Source organism: Streptomyces nojiriensis (genome assembly GCF_017639205.1).
GTDB lineage: Bacteria > Actinomycetota > Actinomycetes > Streptomycetales > Streptomycetaceae > Streptomyces > Streptomyces nojiriensis.
Window position 1 is genome coordinate 6,638,616 of the sequence record NZ_CP071139.1, and the last position, 26,528, is coordinate 6,665,143.

The 26,528-nt window shown below is 72.7% G+C and carries 20 protein-coding genes; 15 read left to right on the forward strand and 5 right to left on the reverse strand.

The genetic code is table 11. The features are described 5' to 3' along the window. The first annotated feature begins 4 nt into the window (after positions 1 to 4). A complete protein-coding gene (locus JYK04_RS30930) occupies positions 5 to 922 on the forward strand; it encodes an ADP-ribosylglycohydrolase family protein (RefSeq protein WP_189738833.1) in 918 nt (305 codons plus the stop codon). Positions 923 to 1,192: 270 nt separating this feature from the next. After that, the gene (locus JYK04_RS30935) at positions 1,193 to 2,884 is read left to right on the forward strand and encodes a DUF4153 domain-containing protein (protein WP_189738836.1); all 1,692 of its coding nucleotides are present in this window, start codon (positions 1,193 to 1,195) and stop codon (positions 2,882 to 2,884) included. Positions 2,885 to 2,977: 93 nt separating this feature from the next. Here the strand turns inward: JYK04_RS30935 and JYK04_RS30940 are convergent, their stop codons facing one another. After that, positions 2,978 to 4,531, reverse strand: coding sequence for an MFS transporter (locus JYK04_RS30940; protein ID WP_189738839.1), 1,554 nt, complete (start codon positions 4,529 to 4,531; stop codon positions 2,978 to 2,980). A 141-nt stretch (positions 4,532 to 4,672) separates the two neighbouring features. On the opposite strand from JYK04_RS30940, the gene JYK04_RS30945 reads away from it, so the two are divergent. From JYK04_RS30945 to JYK04_RS30955, 3 genes are all read left to right on the forward strand, one after another. Continuing rightward, positions 4,673 to 5,275 (forward strand): TetR/AcrR family transcriptional regulator, encoded by a 603-nt coding sequence (locus JYK04_RS30945; RefSeq protein ID WP_189738842.1) that lies wholly within the window; start codon positions 4,673 to 4,675, stop codon positions 5,273 to 5,275. A 115-nt stretch (positions 5,276 to 5,390) separates the two neighbouring features. Then, positions 5,391 to 6,101, forward strand: a complete 711-nt coding sequence (locus JYK04_RS30950) for a ribonuclease HII (RefSeq protein WP_189738845.1) — start codon at positions 5,391 to 5,393, stop codon at positions 6,099 to 6,101. 59 nt (positions 6,102 to 6,160) lie between these two features. Further along, entirely contained in the window at positions 6,161 to 6,805 is a 645-nt protein-coding gene (locus JYK04_RS30955; RefSeq protein WP_079406339.1) for a hypothetical protein, read from the forward strand. Between the two features lie 250 nt (positions 6,806 to 7,055). Here JYK04_RS30955 and JYK04_RS30960 read toward each other — a convergent pair whose 3' ends face one another. Further along, positions 7,056 to 7,685: a hypothetical protein gene (locus JYK04_RS30960; RefSeq protein ID WP_189738848.1), complete on the reverse strand. Its 630-nt coding sequence runs from the start codon at positions 7,683 to 7,685 to the stop codon at positions 7,056 to 7,058. Positions 7,686 to 7,899: 214 nt separating this feature from the next. Continuing rightward, positions 7,900 to 10,059, reverse strand: coding sequence for a RecQ family ATP-dependent DNA helicase (locus JYK04_RS30965; RefSeq protein ID WP_189738851.1), 2,160 nt, complete (start codon positions 10,057 to 10,059; stop codon positions 7,900 to 7,902). Positions 10,060 to 10,179: 120 nt separating this feature from the next. On the opposite strand from JYK04_RS30965, the gene JYK04_RS30970 reads away from it, so the two are divergent. The 7 genes from JYK04_RS30970 (at position 10,180) to JYK04_RS31000 (ending at position 20,645) form a co-directional block, all read left to right on the forward strand. Continuing rightward, entirely contained in the window at positions 10,180 to 11,445 is a 1,266-nt protein-coding gene (locus tag JYK04_RS30970; RefSeq protein WP_189738853.1) for a DUF4192 domain-containing protein, read from the forward strand. Between the two features lie 212 nt (positions 11,446 to 11,657). Next, positions 11,658 to 13,646, forward strand: coding sequence for a glycogen debranching N-terminal domain-containing protein (locus JYK04_RS30975; protein WP_229875472.1), 1,989 nt, complete (start codon positions 11,658 to 11,660; stop codon positions 13,644 to 13,646). A 120-nt stretch (positions 13,647 to 13,766) separates the two neighbouring features. Then, a complete protein-coding gene (locus tag JYK04_RS30980) occupies positions 13,767 to 14,513 on the forward strand; it encodes an NUDIX hydrolase (protein ID WP_189738855.1) in 747 nt (248 codons plus the stop codon). 239 nt (positions 14,514 to 14,752) lie between these two features. Beyond that, positions 14,753 to 16,546 (forward strand): ATP-binding cassette domain-containing protein, encoded by a 1,794-nt coding sequence (locus JYK04_RS30985; RefSeq protein ID WP_189738858.1) that lies wholly within the window; start codon positions 14,753 to 14,755, stop codon positions 16,544 to 16,546. 191 nt (positions 16,547 to 16,737) lie between these two features. After that, the gene (locus JYK04_RS30990) at positions 16,738 to 17,625 is read left to right on the forward strand and encodes a FadR/GntR family transcriptional regulator (RefSeq protein WP_189738861.1); all 888 of its coding nucleotides are present in this window, start codon (positions 16,738 to 16,740) and stop codon (positions 17,623 to 17,625) included. A gap of 366 nt (positions 17,626 to 17,991) precedes the next feature. Further along, on the forward strand, positions 17,992 to 19,581 hold the full coding sequence (locus JYK04_RS30995; protein WP_189738863.1) for an RNA polymerase sigma factor: 1,590 nt from the start codon (positions 17,992 to 17,994) through the stop codon (positions 19,579 to 19,581). A 137-nt stretch (positions 19,582 to 19,718) separates the two neighbouring features. Further along, positions 19,719 to 20,645 (forward strand): serine protease, encoded by a 927-nt coding sequence (locus JYK04_RS31000; RefSeq protein WP_189738866.1) that lies wholly within the window; start codon positions 19,719 to 19,721, stop codon positions 20,643 to 20,645. 109 nt (positions 20,646 to 20,754) lie between these two features. On the opposite strand, the gene JYK04_RS31005 is transcribed toward JYK04_RS31000, so the two are convergent. Beyond that, positions 20,755 to 20,988, reverse strand: a complete 234-nt coding sequence (locus JYK04_RS31005; RefSeq protein ID WP_030016583.1) for a DUF7455 domain-containing protein — start codon at positions 20,986 to 20,988, stop codon at positions 20,755 to 20,757. A 448-nt stretch (positions 20,989 to 21,436) separates the two neighbouring features. Between JYK04_RS31005 and JYK04_RS31010 the strand changes: the two genes are divergently transcribed. From JYK04_RS31010 to JYK04_RS31020, 3 genes are all read left to right on the forward strand, one after another. Beyond that, the gene (locus JYK04_RS31010) at positions 21,437 to 23,557 is read left to right on the forward strand and encodes a DNA gyrase/topoisomerase IV subunit B (RefSeq protein WP_189738869.1); all 2,121 of its coding nucleotides are present in this window, start codon (positions 21,437 to 21,439) and stop codon (positions 23,555 to 23,557) included. A 174-nt stretch (positions 23,558 to 23,731) separates the two neighbouring features. Beyond that, the gene (locus tag JYK04_RS31015) at positions 23,732 to 24,220 is read left to right on the forward strand and encodes a DUF485 domain-containing protein (protein ID WP_189738873.1); all 489 of its coding nucleotides are present in this window, start codon (positions 23,732 to 23,734) and stop codon (positions 24,218 to 24,220) included. After that, entirely contained in the window at positions 24,217 to 25,809 is a 1,593-nt protein-coding gene (locus tag JYK04_RS31020; RefSeq protein WP_189738877.1) for a solute symporter family protein, read from the forward strand. The genes JYK04_RS31015 and JYK04_RS31020 overlap by 4 nt, the downstream gene beginning before the upstream one ends. Positions 25,810 to 25,859: 50 nt before the next feature. On the opposite strand, the gene JYK04_RS31025 is transcribed toward JYK04_RS31020, so the two are convergent. Continuing rightward, positions 25,860 to 26,519 (reverse strand): response regulator, encoded by a 660-nt coding sequence (locus tag JYK04_RS31025; RefSeq protein ID WP_229875627.1) that lies wholly within the window; start codon positions 26,517 to 26,519, stop codon positions 25,860 to 25,862. Positions 26,520 to 26,528: the final 9 nt, after the last annotated feature.

Below are 26,528 nucleotides of genomic sequence, written 5' to 3' on the forward strand. Positions count from 1 at the left end.
CGCGATGACGCCTGATTCCACTCCCGAACGGCGCTACGCGCGCGCCATGGCCAGCCTTCGAGGGCTGGCGCTGGGTGACGCCCTGGGCTCCCAGTACTTCGTTCCCGTGAACTACCCACTGCTCAAGCGGCGCGAGCTGCCCACCGGCGCCCAGGCGTGGCAGTGGACCGACGACACCGAGATGGCCTGCTCGGTGGTGGCGGTGCTGGCCGAGCACGGGCGGATCGACCAGGACGCGCTCGCGAGTTCCTTCGCCCACCACCACGACTTCGACCGTGGTTACGGGCCTGCGGTGAACCGGATGCTGCGTCTGGTGCGGGAGGGGCAGGACTGGCGCACGCTGGCCGCCGAACTGTTCAACGGGCAGGGCTCGTGGGGCAACGGCGCCGCGATGCGCATCGCGCCGCTGGGTGCCTGGTACGCCGACGACCCGGAGCAGGCCACGCACCAGGCGGAGATCTCCGCCTACACCACCCACCAGCACCGCGAGGCCGTGTGCGGGGCGATGGCCGTCGCCGCGGCGGCGGCACTGGCCGCGGGCGCCGACGGCCCGCCGAAGGCCTCCGACCTGCTGGACGGGGTGATCGCACTGGTGCCGCGCAGCGCGGTGGGTGCGGGGCTGCGGCGCGCGCGGGACATGCTCGACTACGGCGACGCGACCACGGTCGCGGCCGTCCTGGGCTGCGGGCGGCGCACGAGCGCGCACGACACCGTGCCGTTCGCCCTGTGGTCGGCGGCGCGGGCGCTGGACGACTACGAGGGGGCGTTCTGGACCACCGCGCAGGTGGGCGGGGACGTCGACACGACCTGCGCGATCGTCGGCGGGGTGCTGGGGGCGCGCGGGGACGCCGTGCTGCCGGCGGCATGGCTGGCGCGTACCGAGGCACTGCCGGCCTGGCTGCCGGAGGTCGCCGCGGGCTGACGCCCGTGGATCGATCCGGCGGGAGCCGGGGAGTTGGCGCGATGCGGTACGTCAGGCGTGTGCGGAGCGTTCGCTGCGTCCGGCGCCTCGGGCGCGGCGTGACCAGCAGCTTCGGTGAGTCCGGCGCCCGGTGAAATATCCCACTCCGATTGTCACGGTCCTGCCACAGCACTCTTTTGATCCTGTTCAAAACTGCATCGCACCGGCCTACCCTGTCCGCATCGCCGCCCCGACCTGAACTCCGGGGCGGCCGACAGGGGAGGGAACCCGATGTCAGAGAACACCGGCGGGGCGGACGAAGCCCGGACCGACGACGTGGTCAACGCAGAGGCCACGGCGGGGGATTCGCCAGCGCCGCCCGGTCCGGCCGGCGGCAGACACACCGGCACGTCCGGCCCGCCGCCGGGGCCGTGGGCCGGCGCGGCGCAGGCCGGCACGGCGCCCGCGACCCCCTGGCAGGTGCAGCGCTCGACCGCGCCCTCCTGGGCCACCCTGGTGCGGCCCGCCGAGGCCGCCCCCATCCGGACCGCGACCCTCGTTGCCGTCCTCGCCTCCGGTCTCGCCACCGCCCTGCTGCTCGGCGACGGCATGGGACCCGGCCTGCTGCTCGCGGTGGTGCCCGCCGTCATCGCGGCGTACGTCGCCGCCCGCGCGGCCCGCCGCAGCGCCCGCCCCTGGACCGTCGCCTGGGTGATCGGCTGTCTCGCCCTGCTCGCCGTACCGGCTCTGCGCGACTCCGCCTGGCCGGCCACGCTGGCGATCCTGTCCGCCGTCCTGCTGGGCGCGCTCGCCCTGCACGGCAGCCGTACCTGGCCGGGCGTCCTGCTCAGCCCCCTCGGCTTCTTCGACGCCGCCGTGTCCGGGATCGGCTGGCTGGTGACCGGGCTGCGCTCGCGCGGCGGGGTCAGCAAGGACCGCTGGCTGCCCGTCGCCAAGGCGACCGTTGTGGCCGTCGCACTGCTGCTGCTCTTCGGCGCGCTGTTCGCCTCCGCCGACGCGGCCTTCGCCGATCTGCTGGGCGACCTGCTGCCCGACGTGTCGGTCGAGGACGGGCCCATCCGGTTCATGCTCTTCCTCCTCGGCGCCGTCCTCGCGCTCGCCGCGGCCCGTACCGCCGCGGCCCCGCTGCGCTGGGACCAGATCAAGGTGGCTCCGGGCAAGCCGCGCTCCCGCGTCGAATGGGCCCTTCCGCTCATCCTGCTCAACCTGCTCTTCGCGGGCTTCATCGCGGTCCAGCTGGCCGTCCTGTTCGGCGGCTACGACAAGGTCCTGCGGAGCACCGGCCTCACCTACGCCGAGTACGCCCGCCAGGGCTTCTGGCAGCTGCTGTGGGCCACCCTGCTCACCCTCGCCGTGATCGCGCTCGCCCTGCGCTGGGCCCCGCGCTCCGGAGCGGGCGACCGCCGCTTCGTCCGCATCGTCCTCGGGGTGCTGTGCGCGCTGACGCTGGTCGTCGTGGCCGCCGCGCTGCGCCGGATGGACCTCTACGTGGAGGCGTACGGGCTGACCAGGCTGCGCGTGTCGGTGGCCGCGATGGAGCTGTGGCTCGGGCTGGTCATCGTACTGATCATGGCGGCCGGGCTGTTCGGCGGCCGCTGGCTGGCGCGCGCGTTCGCGGGCAGCGCGGCTGCGGCCGTCCTGGCCTTCGGGCTGCTCTCCCCGGACGGGATGGTCGCCGAGCGGAACGTGGCCCGCTTCGAGGCGGACGCGAAGATCGACCTCTCCTACTTCCAGTCCCTGTCGGCGGATGCCGTTCCCGCCCTCGACCGGCTGCCCGAGCCGCAGCGGTCCTGCGCCCTGCGCGGGATCAACGACGAGATGGCCAAGGCCGGGGACGTCCCCTGGTACGCGATGAGCCTGGGTGAGTACCAGGCCCGGCAGATCCTGCGCGAGCGTCCGGTGACCGTCTCGTACGAGGTCTGCTCGCGCCTGGGTGCCTTCGGCAGCCGCGTCGAGTACTAGACGCCCTGCGGGAGGTTCCGTGGAGGGTGTGTACGGGGCCGGGCGCGGGGAACGATCCCCGCGCCCGGCCCCGGCCCGTACGGAAGACCTCGTTCAGGCGGCCGGACCGGCCTTCGCGGCGGCGCCGGCCAGGGCCTCCAGGTCGCTCTTGCGCACCCGGATCACCAGCAGGGCCGTGGCCAGGGCCAGGCCCGCCATGGCGACGGCGGCGTAGAACGCGGTGGAGATGCCGTGGGCGAGGACCAGATCGCCCCAGGGGTCGGGCAGGAAACCGGTCTCCTTGAAGGCGGCGATCTGCTCGGGGTCCGCCTGCGCCATGAAGGACGGGACCTGCTTCGTGGCCTCGTCGCGACTGGCCGTGCCGAAGACGGTGACCAGGATGGACAGGCCGAGCGAGCCGCCGACCTGCTGGCTGGCGTTGAGCAGCCCCGAGGCCGCGCCCGCCTCCTTCGGCGCCACGCCGGAGACGGCGGTGAGGGTGAGGGTCACGAAGTTGAGGCCCATGCCGAAGCCGAACAGCAGCATCGGCCCGAGCACACCGGAGACGTAGGAGCTGTCGGTCCGGATGAAGGTCAGCCAGGCCAGACCGGTTCCGGTGAGCGCGGACCCGATGACCATGAAGGGCTTGGGGCCGAAGCGCGGCAGAAAGCGCTGCGAGAGGCCGGCGGCGGTGATGATGGCGACCGTCACGGGCAGGAAGCCGAGTCCGGACTGGATCGGGGAGAAGCCCAGTACGTTCTGTACGAACTGGACGATGAAGAAGAACATGCCGAACATCGCCGCGGCGAGGCCGAGCATGATCACGTAGGTGCCGGTGCGGTTGCGGTCGGCGAACATGCGCAGCGGGATGATCGGCTCGCGGGCCCGCGACTCGATGACGACGAAGAGCGCGAGCAGGACCAGGGCCGCGGCGAACGAGCCGAGGGTGACCGCGTCGCGCCAGCCCTTCTCCGCGGCGCTGATGAACCCGTACACGAGCGAGGCCATGCCACCGGTGGAGGTGAGGGCTCCGGCGACGTCGAAGCGGCCGGGGTGGCGCTCGGACTCGGTGATGTAGAGCGGGGTGAGGACCGCGATCAGCACCCCGATCGGCACGTTGACGAAGAGGACCCAGCGCCAGTCGAGCCACTCGGTGAGCATGCCGCCGGCCAGCAGGCCGATCGCACCGCCTCCCGCGGAGACGGCCGCGAACACCCCGAACGCCCGGTTCCGCTCGGGGCCTTCGGGGAAGGTCGTGGTGATCAGGGCGAGCGAGGTCGGCGAGGCGATCGCGCCGCCGACCCCCTGCAGGGCACGGGCCGCGAGCAGCTGCCAGGGCTCCTGGGCGAAGCCGCCGAGCAGGGAGGCCAGGGTGAAGAGCAGGATTCCGGTCAGGAACGTGCGGCGTCGGCCCAGGATGTCGCCCGCCCGGCCGCCGAGGAGCAGCAGGCCGCCGAAGGTGAGGGTGTAGGCGCTGAGCACCCACGAGAGGTCGGTGGTCGTGAAGTCGAGGGCGCTCTGGATGTGCGGGAGCGCGATGTTCACGATCGTCGCGTCGAGGACGACCATGAGCTGGCACGCGGCGATGACGGCGAGCGCCACTCCTGGGCGCCCCTCCCGGCGTGCCGCGCCCGGTATCCGGGGTGTGGCGAGTTGAGAGCTTGTCACTGAGGATCCCCCCCAAAGTGAAATAGTGAACGCATTCGTTCACTGCGGGTCCACGGTAGGAGCCGCGCCTTAGTGAACGCAAGCGTTCACTAAGGCTGAAAATATGTGCGCCGAACGCGCAAGCCGGTCGGAGGTGGGGAGATGGTGGGTTCGCGCTGGTCAGCGGCGTCGCCGGGGCGCAGGCGGGGTCCGGAGCTCGAACGGGCGATTCTCGACGCCGCGTTGGAGCAGCTGAGCACGGTCGGTTGGAACGCGCTCACCATGGAGGGCGTCGCGTCCGGCGCGCACACCGGCAAGGCCGCGCTCTACCGCCGCTGGCCGTCGAAGGCCGACCTGGTGGCCGATGCGCTGCGGAGCGGCCTGCCGCGGATCGGTGACATTCCCGACTGTGGTTCGATCCGCGAGGACCTCTACCTGCTGTGCGTGAGCACGCGGGACGTCATGCACTCGCGCGCCGGTCAGGCGCTGCGGTCGGTGCTTCACGAATGCGACCACATGCACGCCGATCGGTTCCACGGAGTGATCTGGTCCGGCCTGCACGAGCCGGCCCAGCGCCTGATCAGGGAGCTTGTGGGGCGCGGAATCGAGCGGGGTGACGTGCGACCGGATGCGACTGGTCCGTTTGTCGTGGATGTCATTCCGGCGATGCTGATGTACCGCGCCAAGGTGTGCGGAAGCGAATGGGAGGATGCGGACATCGCGGCGCTGATCGACGAGGTGATGGTGCCGCTGCTCAGGGCGTGAGGCGTGTCGGGGGCGGCGCGGGGCGCGCGGAGCGGGCTTCGCGTCCGATCTCGGGCGGGTCGGACCGGGGCGGGGGTGTGCAGTGGGCTCGGGGCGGCGTAACCTTGCTGGCGCCATGCCGTACGAAGCACCCACCCACACCGTCGAGCGCTCCCTCCGTGCAACCACCGGCGCCAAGGTCATCGCCGGGGTCGACGAAGTCGGACGAGGGGCCTGGGCCGGACCCGTCACCGTGTGTGCGGCGATCACCGGCCTGCGCCGGCCGCCCGCCGGGCTCACCGACTCCAAACTGCTCACCCCCAAGCGGCGCGACGCCCTGCTCGATGTCCTGGAGGGCTGGGTCACCGCGTACGCGCTCGGGCACTCCTCGCCCGAGGAGATCGACGAACTGGGGATGACGGCCGCCCTCCGACTGGCGGCGGAGCGTGCGCTGGAGGCGCTGCCGGTGCGGCCCGACGCGGTGATACTCGACGGTAAGCACGACTATCTCGGCCCGCCCTGGCGGGTCCGTACGGTGATCAAGGGCGACCAGTCCTGCATCGCCGTCGCCGCGGCCTCGGTCATCGCCAAGGTCCGCCGCGACCGCATGATGGCCGAACTCGGGGAACGGGGCGGTGGAATCGAGGACTTCGCCTTCGCCGCCAACGCCGGGTATCCCTCGCCCGTGCACCGGGCGGCGCTGGAGGAGCTGGGGCCCACCCCCTACCACCGGCTCTCGTGGTCGTACCTCGACGCGCTGCCCCGGTGGCGCCATCTCAAGAAGGTGCGCCGCAGCGAGGAGTCGATGGAGCTGGAAAACGGAGGCCAACTCGGCTTCGATTTCTGATCGCACGCGTGTGCCACCGACCGGTACGTTTCGTACCGGTGTTTGATAGATATCAACTCATGCCTCTCACCCCCGCCATCGAGGAGCCTCAGATTCACGAGAGTGCCCAGGGTCCCCGCGTCACGCCGGCCGCGAGCCGCACCGCGCAGACCCCCCGCCCTGTACCTGGTCCGCGTCCCGCCGCCGTACCGCGGCCCGGCCGCCCCGGTCCCGCCAGGCCCGCACCGCCCGCGCAGCGTGCACCGCAGGCCACCCCCGGACCCGTTCCCGCAGCTCCTGCCGCTGCCCCCACCGCACCGTCCGTCTCCGCGGCGGTGCCGCAGATCCAGCTGATCCCGGCGTCCGCCGAGGGTGCGCTGGACGCGGCCGAAGAGGCCGTCGACCTGCTGCTCGACACCGGGCGCGCGCCCGGCGACATCCTGGTGCTCACCAGTGGCGACCCGCACCCGTGGGCCGCGCACGAGCTGTCCTTCGGCGAGGCCGCGTACTGGGCCCTGCACGACGCCGGGGACGACGTCTTCTACGCGGACGCGGCGCAGGTCCAGCGCGCCGCAGGCCGTCCCGTCGTGGTCTTCGCGGCCAACGGCGGAGCGGTCGACGCCATCGCGGGCGCCCTGCCGGTCGCGCTCACCCGGGCGGGTGCGCTGCTGATCGTGTGCGGTGACCCGCAGCAGATCAACTCCGTGCTGGGTGCGGGCGTCTGACGCCCTGTACCCCGGCACGGGCGAGGGGCGGGGCGGGCCATGGGCCGGCCCCGCTGAAGCCCGCGCCGGGGCCCGAGTCGGAGCCCGAGGCCTGATCCGCCGTACGCCCGGTCCTGGGTGTACGGCCGTGAGGCATGCCCGCAGGCAAGGCGGCGGCCGTGCGGTTGTACGGGCGGCAGCCGCACGGGTGGCACCCGCACAGGTGTCGGGCGCACCGGCGCGGGCCGTACCCGTGGGAGCCTTACGCGGGTCAGCGCGCGGCGGTCCGCCGCAGGGCCTCGACCGCGCCGCCCCCGGTGTGCAGGGCCAGCGGAGAGAACTCGGCCACGGTGTCGCCCAGGCGCTGCGGCCGCGAGTCGGAACTCGGGCGCCGACCGCCACGGCCCTCGCCCACCACCTGCCAGCCCGCGTGGGTCAGCGTGATGTACGCACCGCAGCGCAGGCCGTGCAGGGTGCAGGCGTCCCGCAGCCCCCACATCCACGCCCCGTCCTCCTCGGTCCACCGCTCGTCGCCCTCGCGGCAGTAGAGCAGCACCGCCGTACGCACCGGGGTCCGCCTGCGCAGGTCGTGCGGGAGGACCCGGCGCAGCCGGGACAGCAGGGCGTTGCGGTACTCCCAGCCGTCGGCCGAGGCCGAGCGCTGTACGAAGGAGGCGCTCGCCACGAGCTGCTCCTCCGGGCCGAGGACGGCGATGATCGCGGTCGAGGGCACGGGGCTGTGCCGGGAGTGCAGCCCGCTGACGACCTCGCGCGGATTGCGGAGCAGCGGAATGCCCGCCGCTGTCCATTCCGCGGGTTCCAGCAGTCTGCCGTGCCGGCTTGTGCCGCCGGTGGCTGATGCCAGGGACGTGGTCGGGGGCGGCGCGAATCCGAAGGTCACGGTCCTCCCTTCGGGTACACGCCCGCGAACGGGCACGGTGGAGTCAGGGCGCGCCGCAGCGCGGCCCAGGAGGGTGCCGAGGAGCCGAGCGGGAGCACTCCAATTCTCGCGTGGCTTCTGAGCGTGCGGCAACGAGCAATTGACGCCGCCGACCGGAATTCGCCGGTATGCCGTTCATATCCTTGCCCCGCCACGCCGAAGATGACGCATTCGGCTAGCCCTGAAGCGCCAGCACCAGCGGGAACACCTCTTTCGCGCCTGCCCGTCGCAGCAACCGGGCGGCCACCGCGATGGTCCACCCGCTCTCCGTGCGGTCGTCGACGAGCAGCACCGGGCCGGCGGACCGTTCCAGCGCGTCGGCCAGCGCCGGGGGCACGGTGAGGGCCTGGTGGAGTCCCCGTACGCGCTGTGCGCTGTTCGAGGACATCGATCCGAACTCCGGGGCCTGGTCCGTGTAGGCGAGCGCGCCGAGCAGCGGCATCCGCCCGATCTCCGCGATCCGCGCGGCCAGTGAACCGATCAGCTGGGGGTGGCTGCGCGAGGGCAGGGCGACCACGCCCACCGGCCGTGCCGGTGCGTCCGGTGCTCCCGAGGCCCAGCCGCCTGGGCCCCGGGCCCAGTCGGCGAGCACCGCGACCACGGCCTGCGCGACGTCGTCCGGAACCGGCTGGTCCGGAGCTTGCGGCGCCAGCATCGGGCGCAGCCGGTTGCCCCATCCGATGTCGGACAGCCGGCCCAGCGCCCGGCCCGTCGAGGCCTGCTCCCCGGCGGGGATGCGCCCCTTGAGGTCGACGCCGACCGCCGCGAGCCCGGTCGGCCACATCTTGCGCGGCTCCAGCTCCACGCCCGGGCGGCCGAGTTCACCGCGCGCGGTGTCCAGCGCGGTGGTGGAGACCTCCGCGGTGAACCGGGCCCCGGCGCAGTTGTCGCAGCGGCCGCAGGGCGCCGCCTCCTCGTCGTCGAGCTGGCGGCGCAGGAACTCCATCCGGCATCCGGTGGCCGCGGCGTAGTCGCGCATCGCCTGCTGTTCCGTGGCCCGCTGGCGGGCGACCCACGCGTAGCGCTCGGCGTCGTAGGCCCAGGGCTCGCCCGTCGAGGTCCAGCCGCCCTTGACGCGGTGCACGGCGCCGTCGACGTCGAGCACCTTGAGCATGGTCTCCAGCCGGGTGCGGCGCAGATCGACCAGCGGTTCCATGGCGGGCAGCGACAGCGGCCGGCCGGCCCGGGCCAGGACGTCGAGGGTGCGGCGCACCTGCTCCTCCGGCGGGAAGGCCACCGAGGCGAAGTACTGCCAGATCGCTTCGTCCTCCCGGCCGGGCAGCAGCAGGACCTCCGCGTGCTCCACGCCACGGCCCGCGCGGCCGACCTGCTGGTAGTAGGCGATGGGGGAGGAGGGCGAGCCGAGGTGCACCACGAAGCCCAGGTCGGGCTTGTCGAAGCCCATCCCGAGGGCGGAGGTGGCCACGAGCGCCTTGACCCGGTTCGCCTGGAGGTCGTCCTCGGCCTGCTGGCGGTCGGCGTTCTCCGTCTTGCCGGTGTACGAGGCCACCGTGTGCCCCCGGTGGCGCAGGTACGTTGTGACCTCCTCGGCGGCCGCCACGGTCAGCGTGTAGATGATCCCGGAGCCGGGCAGTTCCCCGAGGTGGTCGGCGAGCCAGGCCAGCCGGTGCGCCGCGTCGGGCAGGGTCAGGACGGCCAGGCTCAGGCTCTCGCGGTCCAGCGGGCCGCGCAGCACCAGAGCGTCCGTGCCGGCCCCGGTGCCGAGCTGTTCGGCGACGTCGGCAGTCACGCGGGCATTGGCCGTGGCGGTCGTCGCGAGCACCGGGACACCCGGCGGCAGGTCGGCCAGCATGGTGCGCAGCCGGCGGTAGTCGGGGCGGAAGTCGTGCCCCCAGTCGGAGATGCAGTGCGCCTCGTCGACCACGAGCAGCCCGGTGGCGGCGGAGAGCTTGGGGAGGACCTGGTCGCGGAAATCAGGGTTGTTGAGCCGCTCCGGACTCACCAGCAGGACATCGACCTCACCCGCCGCCACCTCGGCCTGGATGCCCTCCCACTCCTCGGGGTTGGCGGAGTTGATGGTGCGGGCGCGGATCCCGGCCCGGGCCGCGGCCTCGACCTGATTGCGCATCAGTGCGAGGAGCGGCGAGACGATCACGGTGGGGCCTGCGCCGTTCGCCCGCAGCAGCGAGGTGGCGACGAAGTACACCGCGGACTTGCCCCAGCCGGTGCGCTGAACCACCAGCGCCCGCCGCTTGTGCGCCACGAGGGCCTCGATCGCCCGCCACTGGTCCTCGCGCAGCCTGGCGGCACCCGTGGGATCGCCCACGAGACGGGCTAGTACGGAGTCGGCCGAGGACCTCAGGTCTGCGTTCATACCCCCATGCAACCTGATGCCTCCGACATCGCGCCAATGCCGCTCCGGGCCTGTGGACGGCGGCGGCGGGAGTTATCCACAGGGCTTTCGGGATCGGATCATGCGCGGGACCTTCATGGCATGACGAACAACCACGAATCACGCACCCCGTCCGACCGGCCCTCCATCAGCCCGGCCGGAGCCGCCACCGGACCCCAGATCACCCTGCGCAGTCCGGCCGAACTGGCCGACGCGCTGCCCTACATGCTCGGCTTCCACCCGACCGACTCCCTCGTCATGGTCGCCGTGCACGGCGAGGGCGGGCGCTTCGGCGGCAGGCTCCGTGTCGGCATCCCCAGCTCGCCCGCGGAATGGGAGGACACCGCCCGACAGGTCGCCGAATGCCTGATCAGGGGCAGCGAACGGCGCGGCGGCAAGCCCGACGGCATCGTCGTCTACCTCTGCCAGGAGCCGGGCGGGGAAGAGAGCGGCAGGCGGGTGATGACCCGGCTGCGGCCGCTCGCCCAAGGGATCCGGCTGGCCTGCGGCGCACTGGACGTGCCCGTACTGGAGGCCCTGTGCCTGTCCGCGGGACGGTTCTGGTCCTACGTGTGCCCCGACGAGCGGTGCTGCCCGGCCGAGGGCAGCCGGCTGGCCGCCGTCGGTACCTCGGTGCTGGCGGCGACGGCGACCTTCGCCGGACTCCAGGTCCGGGGCTCCCTCAGGGAGATCGAGGGCAGGATGGCACCGCTGCGCGGGGCCGTGGCCGAGGAGGCGGAACAGGCCCTCGACCGGGCCGCCGCCGCCCTGATGCCCCGGATCCTCGACGGGGCCACCCGCGAGGAGGTCGGCGCCGAGACCATCGCCCTGGCGCGGACCCTGATGCGGCGCCTGACCCTGGCCCCGCCCGCCGAGGGCGGCGCCCACGCCGACGACTGGGACGACGCGCTGCTCGGCCACGACGAGGCGGCCGCACTGATCCTCGGCCTCCAGGACCGCGAGATCCGGGACATCGCGGCGGAGTGGATGGAGGACGAGGACGCGGCCCCGGCCCTGCGGCTGTGGCGGGCCCTGGCCCGGCGCTGCGTCGGGGCCTACGGCGAGCACGCCGCGGCCCCCCTCACCCTCGCCGGCTGGGTCTCGTGGTCCACGGGGGACGAGCCGACCGCCCGGATCGCCTTCGGCCTGGCCCTGCGGGCGGATGCCGAGTACCGCTTCGCCCAGCTGCTCCACCACGCGTGCAACGAAGGGATCGACCCCGAGGGGCTGCGGCAGTGCCTGCGGGAGGAGCGGCGCCGCCGGGAGCCCCGGCGAGGGCGCTCCTCGGCCGGTACCCGTCCTCCCGGCCGACGGGGCCGGACGTCCCCCCGTCGCGGGTTGCGCCGTACCGCGCGGAGCGAGCAGTGAGCGCGCACCGGTTCACGCCGCCCGGCGGCCCGGTGCGACTGCTCCGGCACGCCTTGGGCAGGCCCAGATGGCGGGGGCTTCACCCCGGGCACGCCCGGACGGCTCCCGGGCCCGTGACCCGGGCGGGGGTGGGGGCGTTCAGCTGGGGGGTGGTGGGGCCCCGGCCGCGCCGCCGCCCAGCCGAACCGACCGGAGCGCAGACAAGGCGACACATGTCCCTCCCCGCACCTCCACGCCCACCCGGCGTGCCCGCCGCCCACAGGTCCGAACTGCCGCCCGTGCACGGCGCCGTCATGTGCGTCGCCGCGCCCTGTCTGGTCATCTCCCCGGAGCACGGCCAGCTGACCGGGCGGGGGATCGACGGGATCTACCGGTCCGGGCGCCGCCTGCTCTCCCGCTGCGTGCTGCGTGTCGGCGGCCGGGACCCGGTCGCCGTGCAGGGGCGCAGCCTCGCGGCCGACCGGGCCGTCTTCACCGCGACGGTGCGCACCGGCGCCGAACCCGGCCCCGACCCCGACATCGGTGTGGAAAGGTTCCGGCACGCGGACGGCACCGAGCGGATCACCCTGCGCAGCTTCACGGCCCGGCCGGTCCGCCTGCCCGTGGAGGTGCTTCTCGGCACCGACCTGGCGGAGCTGGCCTCCGTGGCCGCCGGCCGGGCCGGCCCGGAGCTGCCCGCCGGGGTGCACGCCGCCGGGCTGCGCTGGAGCACCGGCGAGGCGCAGGCAGTGACCGCCGCCGACCCACCGCCGGACGACGCGCTGGCCTCGGCGGGGCTGTTGCGCTGGCAGCTCGAACTGGCTCCCGGTGAATCCCGCACCATCGAGCTGCGGACCACGCAGCACCGGGTGGGGCGGGCCCCCGCCGGGCAGGTGGCGAACCCGCTGGCCGACGCCCGGGCCGAAGGGGACGATCCGAGGGCCGAGGCGTGGTTCCGGACCAGCGTCGAGGACCTGGGCGCGCTGCTCCTGCGGGATCCCGAGGAGCCGGGTGACGCCTTCGCCGCGGCGGGAGCGCCCTGGCGGCTGGGCCTGGCTCCGGCGGAATCGCTCTGGGCCGCCCGGATGGCGCTGCCGCTCGGAACCGGTCTCGCCGCGGCAACCCTGCGCATCCTTGCCCGGACCCAGACCGAGGAGCGGGGACCCGACCTCGGGAAGATCCCGGGCCCGCTGCGCGGAGCGGGCGCGCAGCTCCCACCGGGATGCACCGGCACGGAGGCGACCCTGGCCTTTCCCGTGGTACTGGCCGAGGCCCGGCTCTGGGGCATGCCCGAAGAGGAGGTGGCCCGGCTGCTGCCGGCCGCCGAGCGGTGCCTGGACTGGCTGCGTGGCGCACTGGGGGAGGACGGCTTCCTGGCCGATCCCGACCCGGGCCCGCGGCGCTGCGAGACCCAGGCCCACGCCCATCGGGCCGCCGTGCTCGGCGCCGATCTGCTCGCCGCGTGCGGACGGCCCGGAGCCGAGGAGTGGCGGGAGCGGGCGGTCGGACTGCGGGAGCGGTTCCGGGCCCGGTTCTGGATCGACGGTCCGGACGGCGGCCGGCCCGCTTCGGCCCTCCACCCCGACGGGAGGCCGCTGCCACGACTGACGGGGGCCGCCGCCCACCTGCTCGACACCGGACTGCTCAGCAGTGGCCGGCTTGCCCCGGGACTCCTGGACCGCACCCGCGCCGAGCAGCTGGCCCGGCTGCTCGGAGCCCCCGCCATGGATTCCGGATGGGGGCTGCGGAGCATGGCCGTCAAGGAGCCCGGGCACAACCCGTTCGGCCACCGCTCGGGCGCCGTGCGGGCGTACGAGAGCGCGGTGGCCGTGGCGGGCCTGGCCCAGGCCGGCTTCGAGAAGGAGGCCGCGGGCCTGCTCGGCGGCCTGCTGGACGCGGCGGAGGCCTTCGGGTACCGGCTGCCGGAGATGTTCGCGGCCGAGCAGCGCACCGCGGGCAGCGCCCCGGTGCCTCACCCGGCGGCCTGCCGCCCGGCCGCCGTGGCGGCGGCGGCCGGGATCCACGCGCTGACCGCCCTCGCCGGGATCCGCCCCGACGCCCCCGCGGGCACGGTCGCCCTCGCGCCCCTTCCCGGAGCCCCCCTGGGCGGGCTCAGACTCTCGGGGCTGCGGGTGGCGGGGGAGCCCTTCGCCGTCCGGATCAGCCGGCTCGGCCTCGGCATGGTGGAGGAGGCGGCCGATGTGCTCCAGTTGGGTGGCTGAGCACGCGCACCCCGTTCAGGCGGGACCGTCCGACGGATCGGAGGCCTCCCGCCCCCGGTGCGCCGTCTTCAAGGTCACCAAAGCGCTGTTTATCGTCAGGCAGACGACTATGATCGCGGCATGTCGCCCTACGACCCGTCGGCCTATCCGCCCTTCGCCGTCACCGTCGACCTGGTCGTGCTCACCGTGCGGCGCCACGCGCTCTGCGCGCTGGTCGTCCGCAGAGGTGAGCAGCCGTTCCAGGGGAGCTGGGCGCTGCCCGGAGGATTCGTCCGCGCGGACGAGGACCTGGCGGGGGCCGCCGCCAGGGAGCTCTCCGAGGAGACCGGCCTGTGCGCGCACGACCCGGCCCTGCCCGGCGCGGGCAACGGGGCGCACCTCGAACAGCTGGCCACCTACGGTGATCCGAAGCGGGATCCGCGGATGCGCGTCGTCAGCGTGGCGCACCTGGTGCTGGCTCCGGACCTGCCTGCGCCCCGGGCCGGGGGCGACGCCAACAGCGCGCGGTGGGCCCCGGTCGACGAGGTGCTGGCCGACACCGATGAGGCCTCCACCGGGCTCGCCTTCGACCATGCCCGGATCCTCGCCGACGGTGTGGAGCGGGCCCGCTCGAAGATCGAGTACTCCTCGCTGGCCACTGCCTTCTGCCCGCCGGAGTTCACGGTCGGCGAGCTGCGCCGGGTCTACGAGGCGGTCTGGGGTGTCTCCCTCGACCCGCGCAACTTCCACCGCAAGGTCACCGGCACCCCCGGATTCCTGGTGCCGGCCGGAGGTACGACGACCCGTCAGGGCGGGCGTCCGGCCCAGTTGTTCCGGGCGGGCGGGGCCACCCTCCTCAACCCGCCGATGCTGCGTCCGGAAGTCTGACGCCGCGGCGTACGAGGCGTCGCCGGCGGTGGCGGGGCCGCCGTGCCCCATCCCAGGACCGGGCATACCGGGGCCGTTTCCGGGGCCGGTACCGGGTCCGGACCCGCCGTCCGTGCGGGGCCCGGCGGCAGCATCGGCGTTCCATCGGACCGGTTGCGTCGAATATCGGACATATCGCGTTATCTTGCTTGCGGTACCCACCCTGCCGCTGAGCGGTCTCACCCCCCGCGAGAGAAGCGATGCTCCAGGCCATCGGACTCACCAGCAAGCCCCGACCCGACGCCCCGCCCCTCGTGGACGACCTCACCTTCGAGGCCCGCCCGGGGCATGTGACCGCCCTGCTCGGCGAGCCGGGATCGGGCAAGACCACCGCACTGCGGCTCATGCTCGAACTCGAACCGGGCCGCGGCGTCACCTACTTCCGCGGCCGCGCGCTGCACCGGATCCCGCACCCCGGCCGTGAGGTCGGAGTGCTCCTCGGCGACGTCCCCGGCAACCCCGCACGGACCGTCCGCAACCAGCTGCGGATGCTCTGCGCCGCGGCCGGGGTGCCGGCCTCCCGGGCCGACACCATGCTGGAGGTCGTCGGCATCGCGGGACTGCGGGACGAACGGCTCGGTTCGCTGTCGCTCGGCATGGAGCGCCGGGTCGCACTGGCCTCGGCCCTGCTCGCCGATCCGTGCACCCTGCTCCTCGACGAGCCCGGCGCCGGACTGTCCCCCCGCGAACGCGGCTGGCTGCACGGGCTGCTGCGCGGTCACGCCTCCCTCGGCGGCGCCGTGCTCTTCACCACCGACGACGCCAAGGAGGCCGCCCGCAGCGCCGACCGCGTCGTCAGCATCGAGGCGGGCCGGCTCGTCGCCGACCAGGAGGCGGCCGATTTCGCCCGGACCAGGCTGCGGCCGCGGGTCGCCGTGCGCACCCCGCACGCGGCCCGGCTGGCCGACGCGCTGGGCCGGGAGGCCCGGGCCGCCCGGCGCTCGGTGGAGATCGTCGCCGAGAGCGGCAGCCGCCTGTCGGTGTACGGCAGCAACTGCGCCGAGATCGGCGAGGCGGCGTTCCGGCACGGCGTGCTGGTCCACCAGCTCGCCGACGAGACGGGCGACGCCGGGGCACCGACGGCGCCGGTACCGGCCGCGCGGGCCGCGGCCGGAACGCCTCCGGAGCCCGGCGCGGCCCGCGCCGAGGCCGCCACCGAGGTCTCCGGCGCACATCCCCGGCAGACCGGCTCCGGGCGCCCGGCCTCGGCCGTGCGCCGCGTGGGCGGCCCGCTGCGTCCCCTGCGCTACGAGCTGCTCCGGGTCTTCGGGACCGCCACTCCCGTCCTCACCGCCGCGCTCGTCGTCGCCGTCTCCGTCCTCACCGCCCTGGTGCTGGCCCGGGCCGGGCAGACCCCGCAGAACCGGCTGCTCGCCGCCTGGCCCGAACTGCTGCCGCTGCCGCCCGCCGCCCTGGGCGCGGGCCTGCTCGGCGCGCTGGCCTTCGGAGAGGAGTACCGCTACCCCGCACTCGCCGCCGACCGGGGCACCGTGCCCCGGCGGATGGGGCTGCTCGCCGCCAAGCTGGGCAGCTGCGCCGCCCTCGCGCTGCTGCTGGGCGCCCTGACGGTGGCCGCCGACGCCGCCGCCCTCGCGCTGGTCTTCGACAGCGGCCCCCTGCGCACCCCGGTGGAGTGGCTCTCCCCGGCCGTGAGTTGGGCCGGGCTGCTCATCGGGTGCGCCTGGGCCGGCGTACTGGCCTCCGGCGTCTTCCGGTCCGCCACCGCGGGACTGGCCGCGGTGCTCGCCGTACCGGTGATGGTGGTTCCGCTGGTGCGCAAGGCGCTGGAGGGCTCCGCCGCGTACCCGTCGACCGGGCTCGCGTCCCGGCTGCGCGGCCTGACCTGGGGGCAGTGGCCGCCGGAGGTCGACCGCCTGCTGACGGGGGCCCTCCGGGTGATGGCCCAACCCGTCGGGACCGCACTGGTGTTGTCGCTGATGGTCCTGTTGTGCGCCTATGGGTTCACCGGACTGCGCAGCCGGGTCCGTTGGTGATCGTTCCGGTTCGGGAGAAGTCGCGGACGGGACCGTTGCGGTCCGTGTCACGTCAAGCGGACCGCAACTCCCCGCAAAACGTCGGATTCTTTACGATAAGTCGTCAATTGCGTAGGTGGCACCGATCACCCTTTCGTGTGCTTTTCACCAAAGACCTCAAGGGTCGTGGAAGCACGGCCGACAAAGGATTCGTGAGTACCCTTGCGCACACCATGATGACCGCCGCCCGCCACGCCGATTCCGGCCTCGCCGGCCCGGGCGAACTCGACCGCTACCCCTACGCGGAGACCCCCGGGTCCGACCGCGTCGGAGCACCCCACTGGGACGGTGCCGACGTCGAGTTGAGCCGCGTGGGCCGCCGAGCGGCAGGCAGCCGCGGACGCGGACTGCACGGCCAACTCGTCCAGCAGCTCGGCCAGATGATCGTCTCCGGCGATCTCGGCGCGGACCGCCCGCTGGTCCCCGAGGAGATCGGCCAGCGCTTCGAGGTCTCCCGCACGGTCGTCCGCGAATCCCTGCGGGTCCTGGAGGCCAAGGGCCTCGTCAGCGCCCGCCCCAACGTCGGCACCCGGGTCCGTCCCGTCGCCGACTGGAACCTGCTCGACCCCGACATCATCGAATGGCGCGCCTTCGGTCCGCAGCGCGACGACCAGCGCCGCGAGCTCGGTGAGCTCCGCTGGACCATCGAGCCGCTCGCCGCCCGCCTCGCGGCCGGCCACGGCCGCCCGGACATCCAGCAGCGCCTCGCGGACATGGTCGAGATCATGGGCCACGCCCTCGGCCAGGGCGACGCGATCACCTTCGCCCGCGCCGACACCGAATTCCACGCGCTCCTCATCCAGGTCGCAGGAAACCGCATGCTGGAGCACCTTTCCGGCATCGTCTCCGCCGCCCTCCAGGTCTCCGGCAGCCCGGTCACCGCCTGCGACCGCCCGAGCGAGACCTGCGTCGCGCACCACGCGCGGATGGTCGAGGCCCTCGCCGCGGGTGACGCGACGGGCGCCGAGAACGCCATGCGCCAGCTCCTGACGGTTCATCCGGAGGTCGAGCGCGTGGTTCCCGCCCCGCGCGAGCACTGACGGGCGGACGCGCGGGGGCGCGGGGGTGCAGAACGTGTCGCCGGGCCCGGTCGGGTCCGGCGACACCGGCGTGAGGCCCCTTTCGCGGCGGTTCGGCATGCGCGAAGGGCCGGGTACGACCACAAGAGCGGCACTCGTGCGTACGGGGTGTGACTCGGGCCACGAAGATTGGGCGTAACGCTCTGCGAGGTCACGCGATGACGTAAGAGGTGATGGCCGACGGAGGGAAGACAGCAGCCCTTGGGGGTGCTGTGCAGCTCCCCGGCCCCTGCCCGCGCCGCCGGCCCATCCCCGGTCGGTGGTCGTCGGCTCCGGTCCAGCACCACCAGGCCCGGGGTCGGAAGCCGTTCCCATCGTTCCGAGAGGTTGTTCGTGTCGGCCAGCACATCCCGTACGCTCCCGCCGGAGATCGCCGATTCCGAGTCTGTGATGGCGCTCATCGAGCGGGGCAAGGCCGAGGGGCAGATCGCCGGCGATGACGTGCGTCGGGCCTTCGAGGCTGACCAGATTCCTGCGACCCAGTGGAAGAATGTTCTGCGCAGCCTCAACCAGATCCTCGAGGAAGAGGGTGTGACGCTGATGGTCAGTGCCGCGGAGTCGCCCAAGCGCACCACCCGCAAGAGCGTCGCAGCCAAGAGCCCGGCCAAGCGGACGGCCACCGAGACCGTCAAGAAGACGGCGGCCAGGACGACGGCAGCGCAGCCCGCGGCCACCGCGGTCCCGGCAGCCGGGGCGGCGGACCCGGAGATCGTGGACGCCCTCGCGGGAGAGACCGGAACGGAGCCCGCCGCCAAGAAGACGGCGGCGAAGAAGACGGCTGCGAAGAAGGCCGCGCCCGCCAAGAAGGCCGCCGCCAAGAAGACGGCGGCGAAGAAGACCGCCTCCAAGAAGGACGCGGACGAGGCGGGCGAGGACGAGAGCGCGGACGAGGGTCCCGACGCCGTCAAGGCCGAGGCCGAGGAAGAGGAGGAGGGCGGGGAGAACAAGGGCTTCGTCATCTCCGACGACGAGGACGACGCCCCCGCCCAGCAGGTCGTGGTCGCCGGCGCCACCGCCGACCCGGTCAAGGACTACCTCAAGCAGATCGGCAAGGTCCCCCTCCTCAACGCCGAGCAGGAGGTGGAGCTCGCCAAGCGCATCGAGGCGGGTCTGTTCGCCGAGGACAAACTGGCGAACTCCGACAAGCTGGCTCCCAAGCTCAAGCGCGAGCTGGAGATCATCGCCGAGGACGGCCGCCGTGCGAAGAACCACCTGCTGGAGGCCAACCTCCGCCTCGTGGTCTCCCTCGCCAAGCGCTACACCGGCCGCGGCATGCTCTTCCTGGACCTGATCCAGGAGGGCAATCTGGGTCTGATCCGCGCGGTCGAGAAGTTCGACTACACCAAGGGCTATAAGTTCTCCACCTATGCCACGTGGTGGATCCGGCAGGCGATCACGCGCGCCATGGCCGACCAGGCACGCACCATCCGCATCCCGGTGCACATGGTCGAGGTCATCAACAAGCTCGCCCGCGTCCAGCGCCAGATGCTCCAGGACCTGGGCCGCGAGCCCACCCCGGAGGAGCTGGCCAAGGAACTCGACATGACCCCCGAGAAGGTCATCGAGGTCCAGAAGTACGGCCGCGAGCCGATCTCCCTGCACACGCCGCTCGGCGAGGACGGCGACAGCGAGTTCGGTGACCTCATCGAGGACTCCGAGGCGGTCGTGCCGGCCGATGCCGTGAGCTTCACGCTGCTGCAGGAGCAGCTGCACTCGGTGCTCGACACCCTGAGCGAGCGCGAGGCCGGCGTGGTCTCGATGCGCTTCGGCCTCACGGACGGCCAGCCCAAGACCCTCGACGAGATCGGCAAGGTCTACGGGGTCACGCGTGAGCGGATCCGCCAGATCGAGTCGAAGACGATGTCGAAGCTCCGGCACCCGTCCCGCTCCCAGGTGCTGCGCGACTACCTGGACTGACCGGGCGGCTTCCGGCGGCGCTCGGCGCTGCCGGAAGCCGACGGGGGCGACAGGGCGACGGTGGCCGCGCGGGTGCGCTCGGCCACCGGGCGACCCACTCTGGGTGGAGTAATGCACACTCGGAGTCAGGAGGCCTCATGCGTCGTCCCTTTGCCCGTGCTCTGGCGGGAGCGCTGACCCTGGCGGCGGGAGCGGCCGCAGCGCCGTTCGCCCAGGTGCCGCAGGCGGCCGCGGACAGTGTGGTGATCGGCGGGAAGCCGGTGAAGGTGGCCGACAGCCCTTGGGTCGTCGCCCTCGCCAGCCGTGACCGGTTCGGGGGTACGCGGGGCGGGCAGTTCTGCGGAGGCGTGGTCGTGTCCCCGACCAGGGTGCTGACGGCGGCGCACTGCCTGGGCAGCCAGGTGCTGGGCGGTCCGGTCGAATCCGTGGCCGACTTCCGGGTGATCGCCGGGCGTACGGAGCTCCGGGCGGCCGAGGGCCTGGAGATCGCGGTGCGCGGGGCGAGGGTGAACCCAGCCTACGACCCGGCGAGCAATGCCGGGGACCTCGCCGTTCTGGAGCTGGCCGAGTCGGTACCGGCCCACTACGTGCTGCCCATGGCGGCGGCGGGGCATCCCGCCTACGCGGCCGGCACCGGGGCGGCGGTGTACGGCTGGGGCGACACGAGCGGCTTCGGTGACTACGCGTACGGGCTGCGTGCCGCCGGGGTGACGGTGCTGGCGGACCAGGTCTGCGAGCGCGCCTACCCCGGGGACGCGGACGGGCAGTACCGCGCGGAGTCCATGGTGTGCGCGGGGGACAGCGGCGGCGGCAAGGACGCCTGCCAGGGGGACAGCGGCGGACCGCTGGTGGCGCAGGGGCGTCTCATCGGGCTGGTCTCGTGGGGCCGGGGCTGCGGCCGTGCCGACAGCCCAGGGGTCTACACGCGTATCGCCCCGTTGGTCGACTTCGTGCTGGCCCCGGAGACGGGCGCGCAGCCCGGGAAGGTCCAGGGCATCGGGTGGGGTGCCCGCGGGGCCTCCGGGCCGCACGCAGGGCCCGTACAGGGGCATCGCACGCGTTAGCCGCAGGGTCGCGGATGTGAGGACGGGCGGCGCCCCTGGGTCTCAGGGGTGCCGCCCGTCGACCGGCCTGGCCGGTCCTGGCTCGTCGGATGCGAGGTGCAGGCCTGTGTCAGCGGTCCTCGGGTTCGGCATTGGCAGCCGGAGCGGACGTGAGCCGCTCGGTCTCATCCTGTATTTCCGCGGCGATCTTCTTGAGTTCCGGCTCGAACTTGCGCCCGTGGTGGGCGCAGAAGAGCAGTTCACCGCCGCTCAGCAGGACGACGCGCAGATATGCCTGGGCGCCGCAACGGTCGCATCGGTCAGCGGCCGTCAGCGGGGTCGCGGGTGTCAGAACAGTAGTCACGTCGCCTCTTCTCTAGCTCGACGAGCTGTCGTACCAGGGTCAACATCCAACCAGGCCGAAAACGTTCCCGCTCGCGGCTTTTCCTCGAAACTTCCTTCCGAAGCTGGCCGGCTGTTGCCGGTTGGCGGCGAAGGAGCCGTATTGCGTTGCTTTACGGTTTCGCGTTGTCAGTCGTGCGCTTGTTGCAGTTCCATCCTCCCCCAGCGTGAGTGCCAGGTTGTTCATGAGGACGTGCCCGAACCCTAAATGGTTCATGCGCGGAAGGGAACGTGATGTTTCCTTCACCCGCGCGGGGGATCGAACATCCGTGCGGATCTGGACTAGGGTGAGGAATGGGCGAGGGTGGCGTTGCATCGGCTCTACCTGGCCTCGGTACCCTTCGAGCGGCACCCGAGCCACCCCTGCGCCCGACCGGGCCAGAAAAGAAATTCAGCGAGGAGCGAACTGCGTGACCGCCGACACGTCCGTGCCTTCCAGCGCGCTGCTGTCCGGAGCAGACCGGGACGGTTCCAACTACACCGCGCGGCACCTGCTCGTCCTCGAAGGGCTGGAGGCCGTCCGCAAGCGCCCCGGCATGTACATCGGCTCCACCGACAGCCGGGGCCTCATGCACTGCCTGTGGGAGATCATCGACAATTCCGTCGACGAGGCCCTGGGCGGCTACTGCGACCACATCGAGGTGATCCTCCACGAGGACGCCTCCGTCGAGGTCCGGGACAACGGCCGCGGCATCCCCGTGGACGTCGAGCCCAAGACCGGCCTGTCCGGCGTCGAGGTCGTCATGACCAAGCTGCACGCCGGCGGCAAGTTCGGCGGTGGCTCGTACGCGGCCTCCGGCGGCCTGCACGGCGTCGGCGCCTCCGTGGTCAACGCCCTCTCCGCCCGCCTCGACGTCGAGGTCGACCGCAACAGCGCGACCCACGCCATCAGCTTCCGGCGCGGCGTTCCGGGAATGTTCACCGAGCAGGGCCCCGACAGCCCCTTCGACCCCGCCAACGGCCTCCGCAAGGCCAAGCGGATCGCCAAGGGGAAGACCGGCACCCGGGTCCGCTACTGGGCCGACCGCCAGATCTTCCTCAAGGACGCCCGGCTCAACCTGGAGACGCTCTACCAGCGCGCCCGCCAGACCGCCTTCCTCGTCCCCGGCCTGACCCTGGTGGTCCGCGACGAGCGCGGCATCGACGGAGCCGGCAAGACCGAGGAGACCTTCCGCTTCGACGGCGGCATCAGCGAATTCTGCGAGTACCTCGCCCAGGACAAGGCCGTCTGCGACGTCCTGCGCCTGACCGGCACGGGCACCTTCAAGGAGACCGTCCCGGTCCTCGACGACCGCGGCCACATGACCCCCACCGAGGTCACCCGCGAGCTCGGCGTGGACATCGCCCTGCGCTGGGGCACGGGGTACGAGACCAACGTCAAGTCCTTCGTGAACATCATCGCCACCCCCAAGGGCGGCACCCACGTCTCCGGCTTCGAGCGCTCGGTCGCCAAGACCGTCAACGAGGTCCTGCGCTCGGCCAAGCTGCTGCGCGTCGCCGAGGACGACGTGGTCAAGGACGACGCGATGGAGGGCATGACGGCCGTCGTCACCGTCCGTCTCGCCGAGCCGCAGTTCGAGGGCCAGACCAAGGAGGTGCTCGGCACCTCCGCGGCCACCCGGATCGTCGCCGCCGTGGTCGCCAAGGAGCTCAAGGCCTTCCTGACCTCCACCAAGCGCGACGACAAGCAGCAGGCCCGCGCCGTGATGGAGAAGATCGTCGCGGCTGCCCGGACCCGGATCGCGGCCCGTCAGCACAAGGAGGCGCAGCGTCGCAAGACCGCGCTGGAGACCTCCTCGCTCCCCGCCAAGCTGGCCGACTGCCGCAGCGACGACGTGGACCGCAGCGAGCTCTTCATCGTCGAGGGAGACTCCGCCCTCGGCACCGCGAAGCTCGCCCGGAACTCGGAATTCCAGGCGCTCCTGCCCATCCGCGGCAAGATCCTCAACGTCCAGAAGTCCTCGATCTCGGACATGCTCAAGAACGCCGAGTGCGGGGCGATCATCCAGGTCATAGGAGCCGGCTCGGGCCGGACCTTCGACATCGACGCCGCCCGGTACGGCAAGATCGTGCTGCTCGTGGACGCCGACGTCGACGGCGCGCACATCCGCTGCCTGCTGCTCACGCTCTTCCAGCGGTACATGCGACCGATGGTCGAGGCCGGCCGGGTCTTCGCGGCCGTGCCCCCGCTGCACCGGATCGAGCTGGTCCAGCCGAAGAAGGGCCAGGACAAGTACGTCTACACGTACTCGGACAACGAGCTGCGCCAGACCCTGCTGGAGTACCAGCGCAAGAACATCCGGTACAAGGACTCGATCCAGCGCTACAAGGGCCTCGGCGAGATGGACGCGGACCAGCTGGCGGAGACCACCATGGACCCCCGCCACCGCACCCTGCGCCGGATCAACATCGGCGACCTGGACTCGGCGGAGCAGGTCTTCGACCTGCTCATGGGCAATGAGGTGGCCCCCCGCAAGGAGTTCATCACGAGCTCCGCGGCGACCCTGGACCGCTCGCGCATCGACGCCTGATCCAGGTGCCGCCGGGCCCCGGCGGAGACCGACACCGAACGCACCACGGCATACCGGCGCTCTTCACTCCATCACCTGTTGGAGTGAAGAGCGTCGGTACACCAGTCCGGAAAGCCCCATTCCGCACATCCTTGTGGGCACGCGGCCACTGCGGCGGCGGACAAGGAGAGTTCGGTGGACAAGCACGAAGGTCGTGATACCGGAACGATCCGGCTGGACGACCCCTGGTACGACGCCCTGGCCGTCGGGTGGGGCGAGGGTGAGGAAACGTCCCAGCCGGCCCCGGCCCCCGGTGGCGGACGCCCCGCGCCCGGCGCATCCGACATCTACCTCGAAGTGCAGCGCAGCGCCGCCTTCCAGGAGGTTCGCACCCGCTACCGCAGGTTCGTCGTCCCCGCCACCGCCGGGTTCTTCCTCTGGTACGTCGCCTACGTGGTCGCCGCCACCGCCGCGCCCGGCCTGATGGCCCGGCCCGTGGTCGGCGCGGTCAACGTGGCCATGCTGGCGGGCCTCGGCCAGTTCCTCAGCACCTTCCTGCTGACCTGGGCCTACGCCCGGCACGCGCGGCTGCGCCGGGACCGGGCCGCGCTCGATCTGCGCTGGACCGTGTTCGAGCAGGAACGCGGCCAGGAGCGGACGCGGGCGAGGGGGGCCGGCCGGTGACCACCGAACACCAGACCCTCGCGCTGATCCTGTTCAGCCTCTTCATCGCCGTGACCCTCGGCATCACCACCTGGGTCAGCCGGAACCGGCACGGGTCGGCCGAGGAGTTCTACGCGGGCGGGCGGTTGTTCTCCCCGATGGAAAACGGTTTCGCCATCGCCGGCGACTACATGTCCGCGGCCTCGTTCCTCGGCATCTCCGGCCTGATCGCCCTCTTCGGCTACGACGGGCTGCTGTACTCGGTGGGCTTCCTCGTGGCCTGGCTCGTGGTGCTGTTCCTCGTCGCCGAACTGGTCCGCAACTGCGGGCGCTTCACCCTTGCCGACGTGATCGCCGCGCGGATGAGCGAACGTCCGGTGCGGATCGCCGCCGGCATCTCCTCGGTCGTCGTCTCCGTCCTCTACCTCATCGCGCAGATGGTCGGCGCGGGCAGTCTGGTCGGCCTGCTGCTGGGGAACTCGGGCACCGTTGCCCGGACCCTCACCGTGGTGGGGGTGGGCGCGCTGATGGTGGTCTACGTGTCCTTCGGCGGGATGCGGGCCACCACGTGGATCCAGATCGTGAAGGCCGTGCTGCTGATGGGCGGCGCGATCACCCTGACCGTGCTCGTGCTGCTGCGCTTCCACGGGAACTTCGACCAGTTGCTCACCAGCGCCGCCGACCGCAGCGGGCACGGCCGGGCGTTCCTGAGCCCCGGCCTCAGGTACGGCGGGGACTGGACCGCCCGCATCGACTTCATGAGCCTCGGTCTCGCGCTGGTCCTCGGGACCGCCGGGCTGCCGCACATCCTGTCGCGGTTCTACACCGTGCCCACCGCGCGGTCGGCCCGCCGCTCGGTGGTGTGGGCGATCGCGCTCATCGGCGGGTTCTACCTGATGACCATCGTGCTCGGCTTCGGGGCGGCCGCGCTGGTGGGACCGGACGAGGTACGGGCCTCCAACGCCTCCGGGAACACGGCCGTTCCGCTGCTGGCGGCCTTCCTCGGCGGGGGCGCCGAAACCACCGGGGGCGCGGTGCTGTTCGCCTTCGTCGCCGCCATCGCCTTCGCCACCATCCTGGCCGTGGTCGCCGGCATCACCCTGGCCTCCTCGGCCTCCGTGGCACACGACCTGTACGCCTCCCTCAAGCGCCGGCACGCCCGGCAGCGCAGCGAGGTCGCGGTGGCCCGGGGCGCGGCCGTGGGCATCGGGGCCGTCGCGATCGCCCTCGGGCTGCTCGCCCAGGACCTCAACGTGGCGTTCCTGGTGGGGCTGGCCTTCGCGGTGGCGGCTTCGGCCAACCTGCCGGTGCTGCTGTACTCGCTCTTCTGGCGCGGCTTCACCACGCGGGGAGCCGTCTGGTCGGTGTACGGCGGCCTGATTCCGGCGGTGCTGCTGGTGCTGGTCTCGCCGGTGGTGTCGGGCAGCGCCGAATCCCTCTTCCCCGCAGTGGACTTCCAGTACTTCCCGCTCCAGAACCCGGGGATCGTCTCGATCCCGCTGGGCTTCCTGGCGGGCTGGCTGGGCACCGTCACCTCGGGCGAGGAGGCGGACGAGGCCAAGCACGCGGAGACGGAAGTCCGCTCCCTGACCGGAGCCGGAGCGGTCTGAGGACCGGAGCGGTGTTCCGGGCGGCCGGGTGTCCGGGTGTCAGGCCGCCGTCAGGCAGGTCCCTCCGACGGGAGCCAGGTGTAGCGGTGTTCCGGGCGGCCGGTCTCGCCGTAGCGCAGGGCGAGGCTGACCCGGGCGGTGCGTTCGAGGAGCTTGACGTAGCGCTGGGCGGTCTGCCGGCTGATGCCCGCGCGGTCGGCGATCTGCTGGGTGGACAAGGGGCCCTCGGCGGACCGCAGCACCTGGCGGACGAGCTCCGCGGTGGTGGCGGAGTGGCCCTTGGGGAGCTCGTTCGGGGATCCCGCGGCGGCGAGGGCGCCGAAGATCCGGTCCACCTCGGCCTGTTCGGCCTCACCGCCCGTGTCCAGGGTGCGGCGCAGGGCCCCGTACGCCTCCAGCCGGCTGCGCAGTCCGGTGAAGGTGAAGGGTTTGACCAGGTACTGCAGGGCGCCGAGGCGCATGGCGGCCTGCACGGTGGCGAGGTCGCGGGCCGCGGTGACCATGATCACATCGGTGCGGTGGCCGAGCTGGCGCAGGCGCCGGACGAGGTCCAGGCCGTTCTCGTCGGGGAGGTAGTGGTCCAGGAGGACGAGGTCCACCGGATGTGAGGTGAGGAACTCCAGGGCCTCGGTGGCCGAATGGGCCTGCGCCGTCACCAGGAATCCGGGAACCTTTGCCACGTACGCCGCGTTGATCCGGGCAACACGCATGTCGTCGTC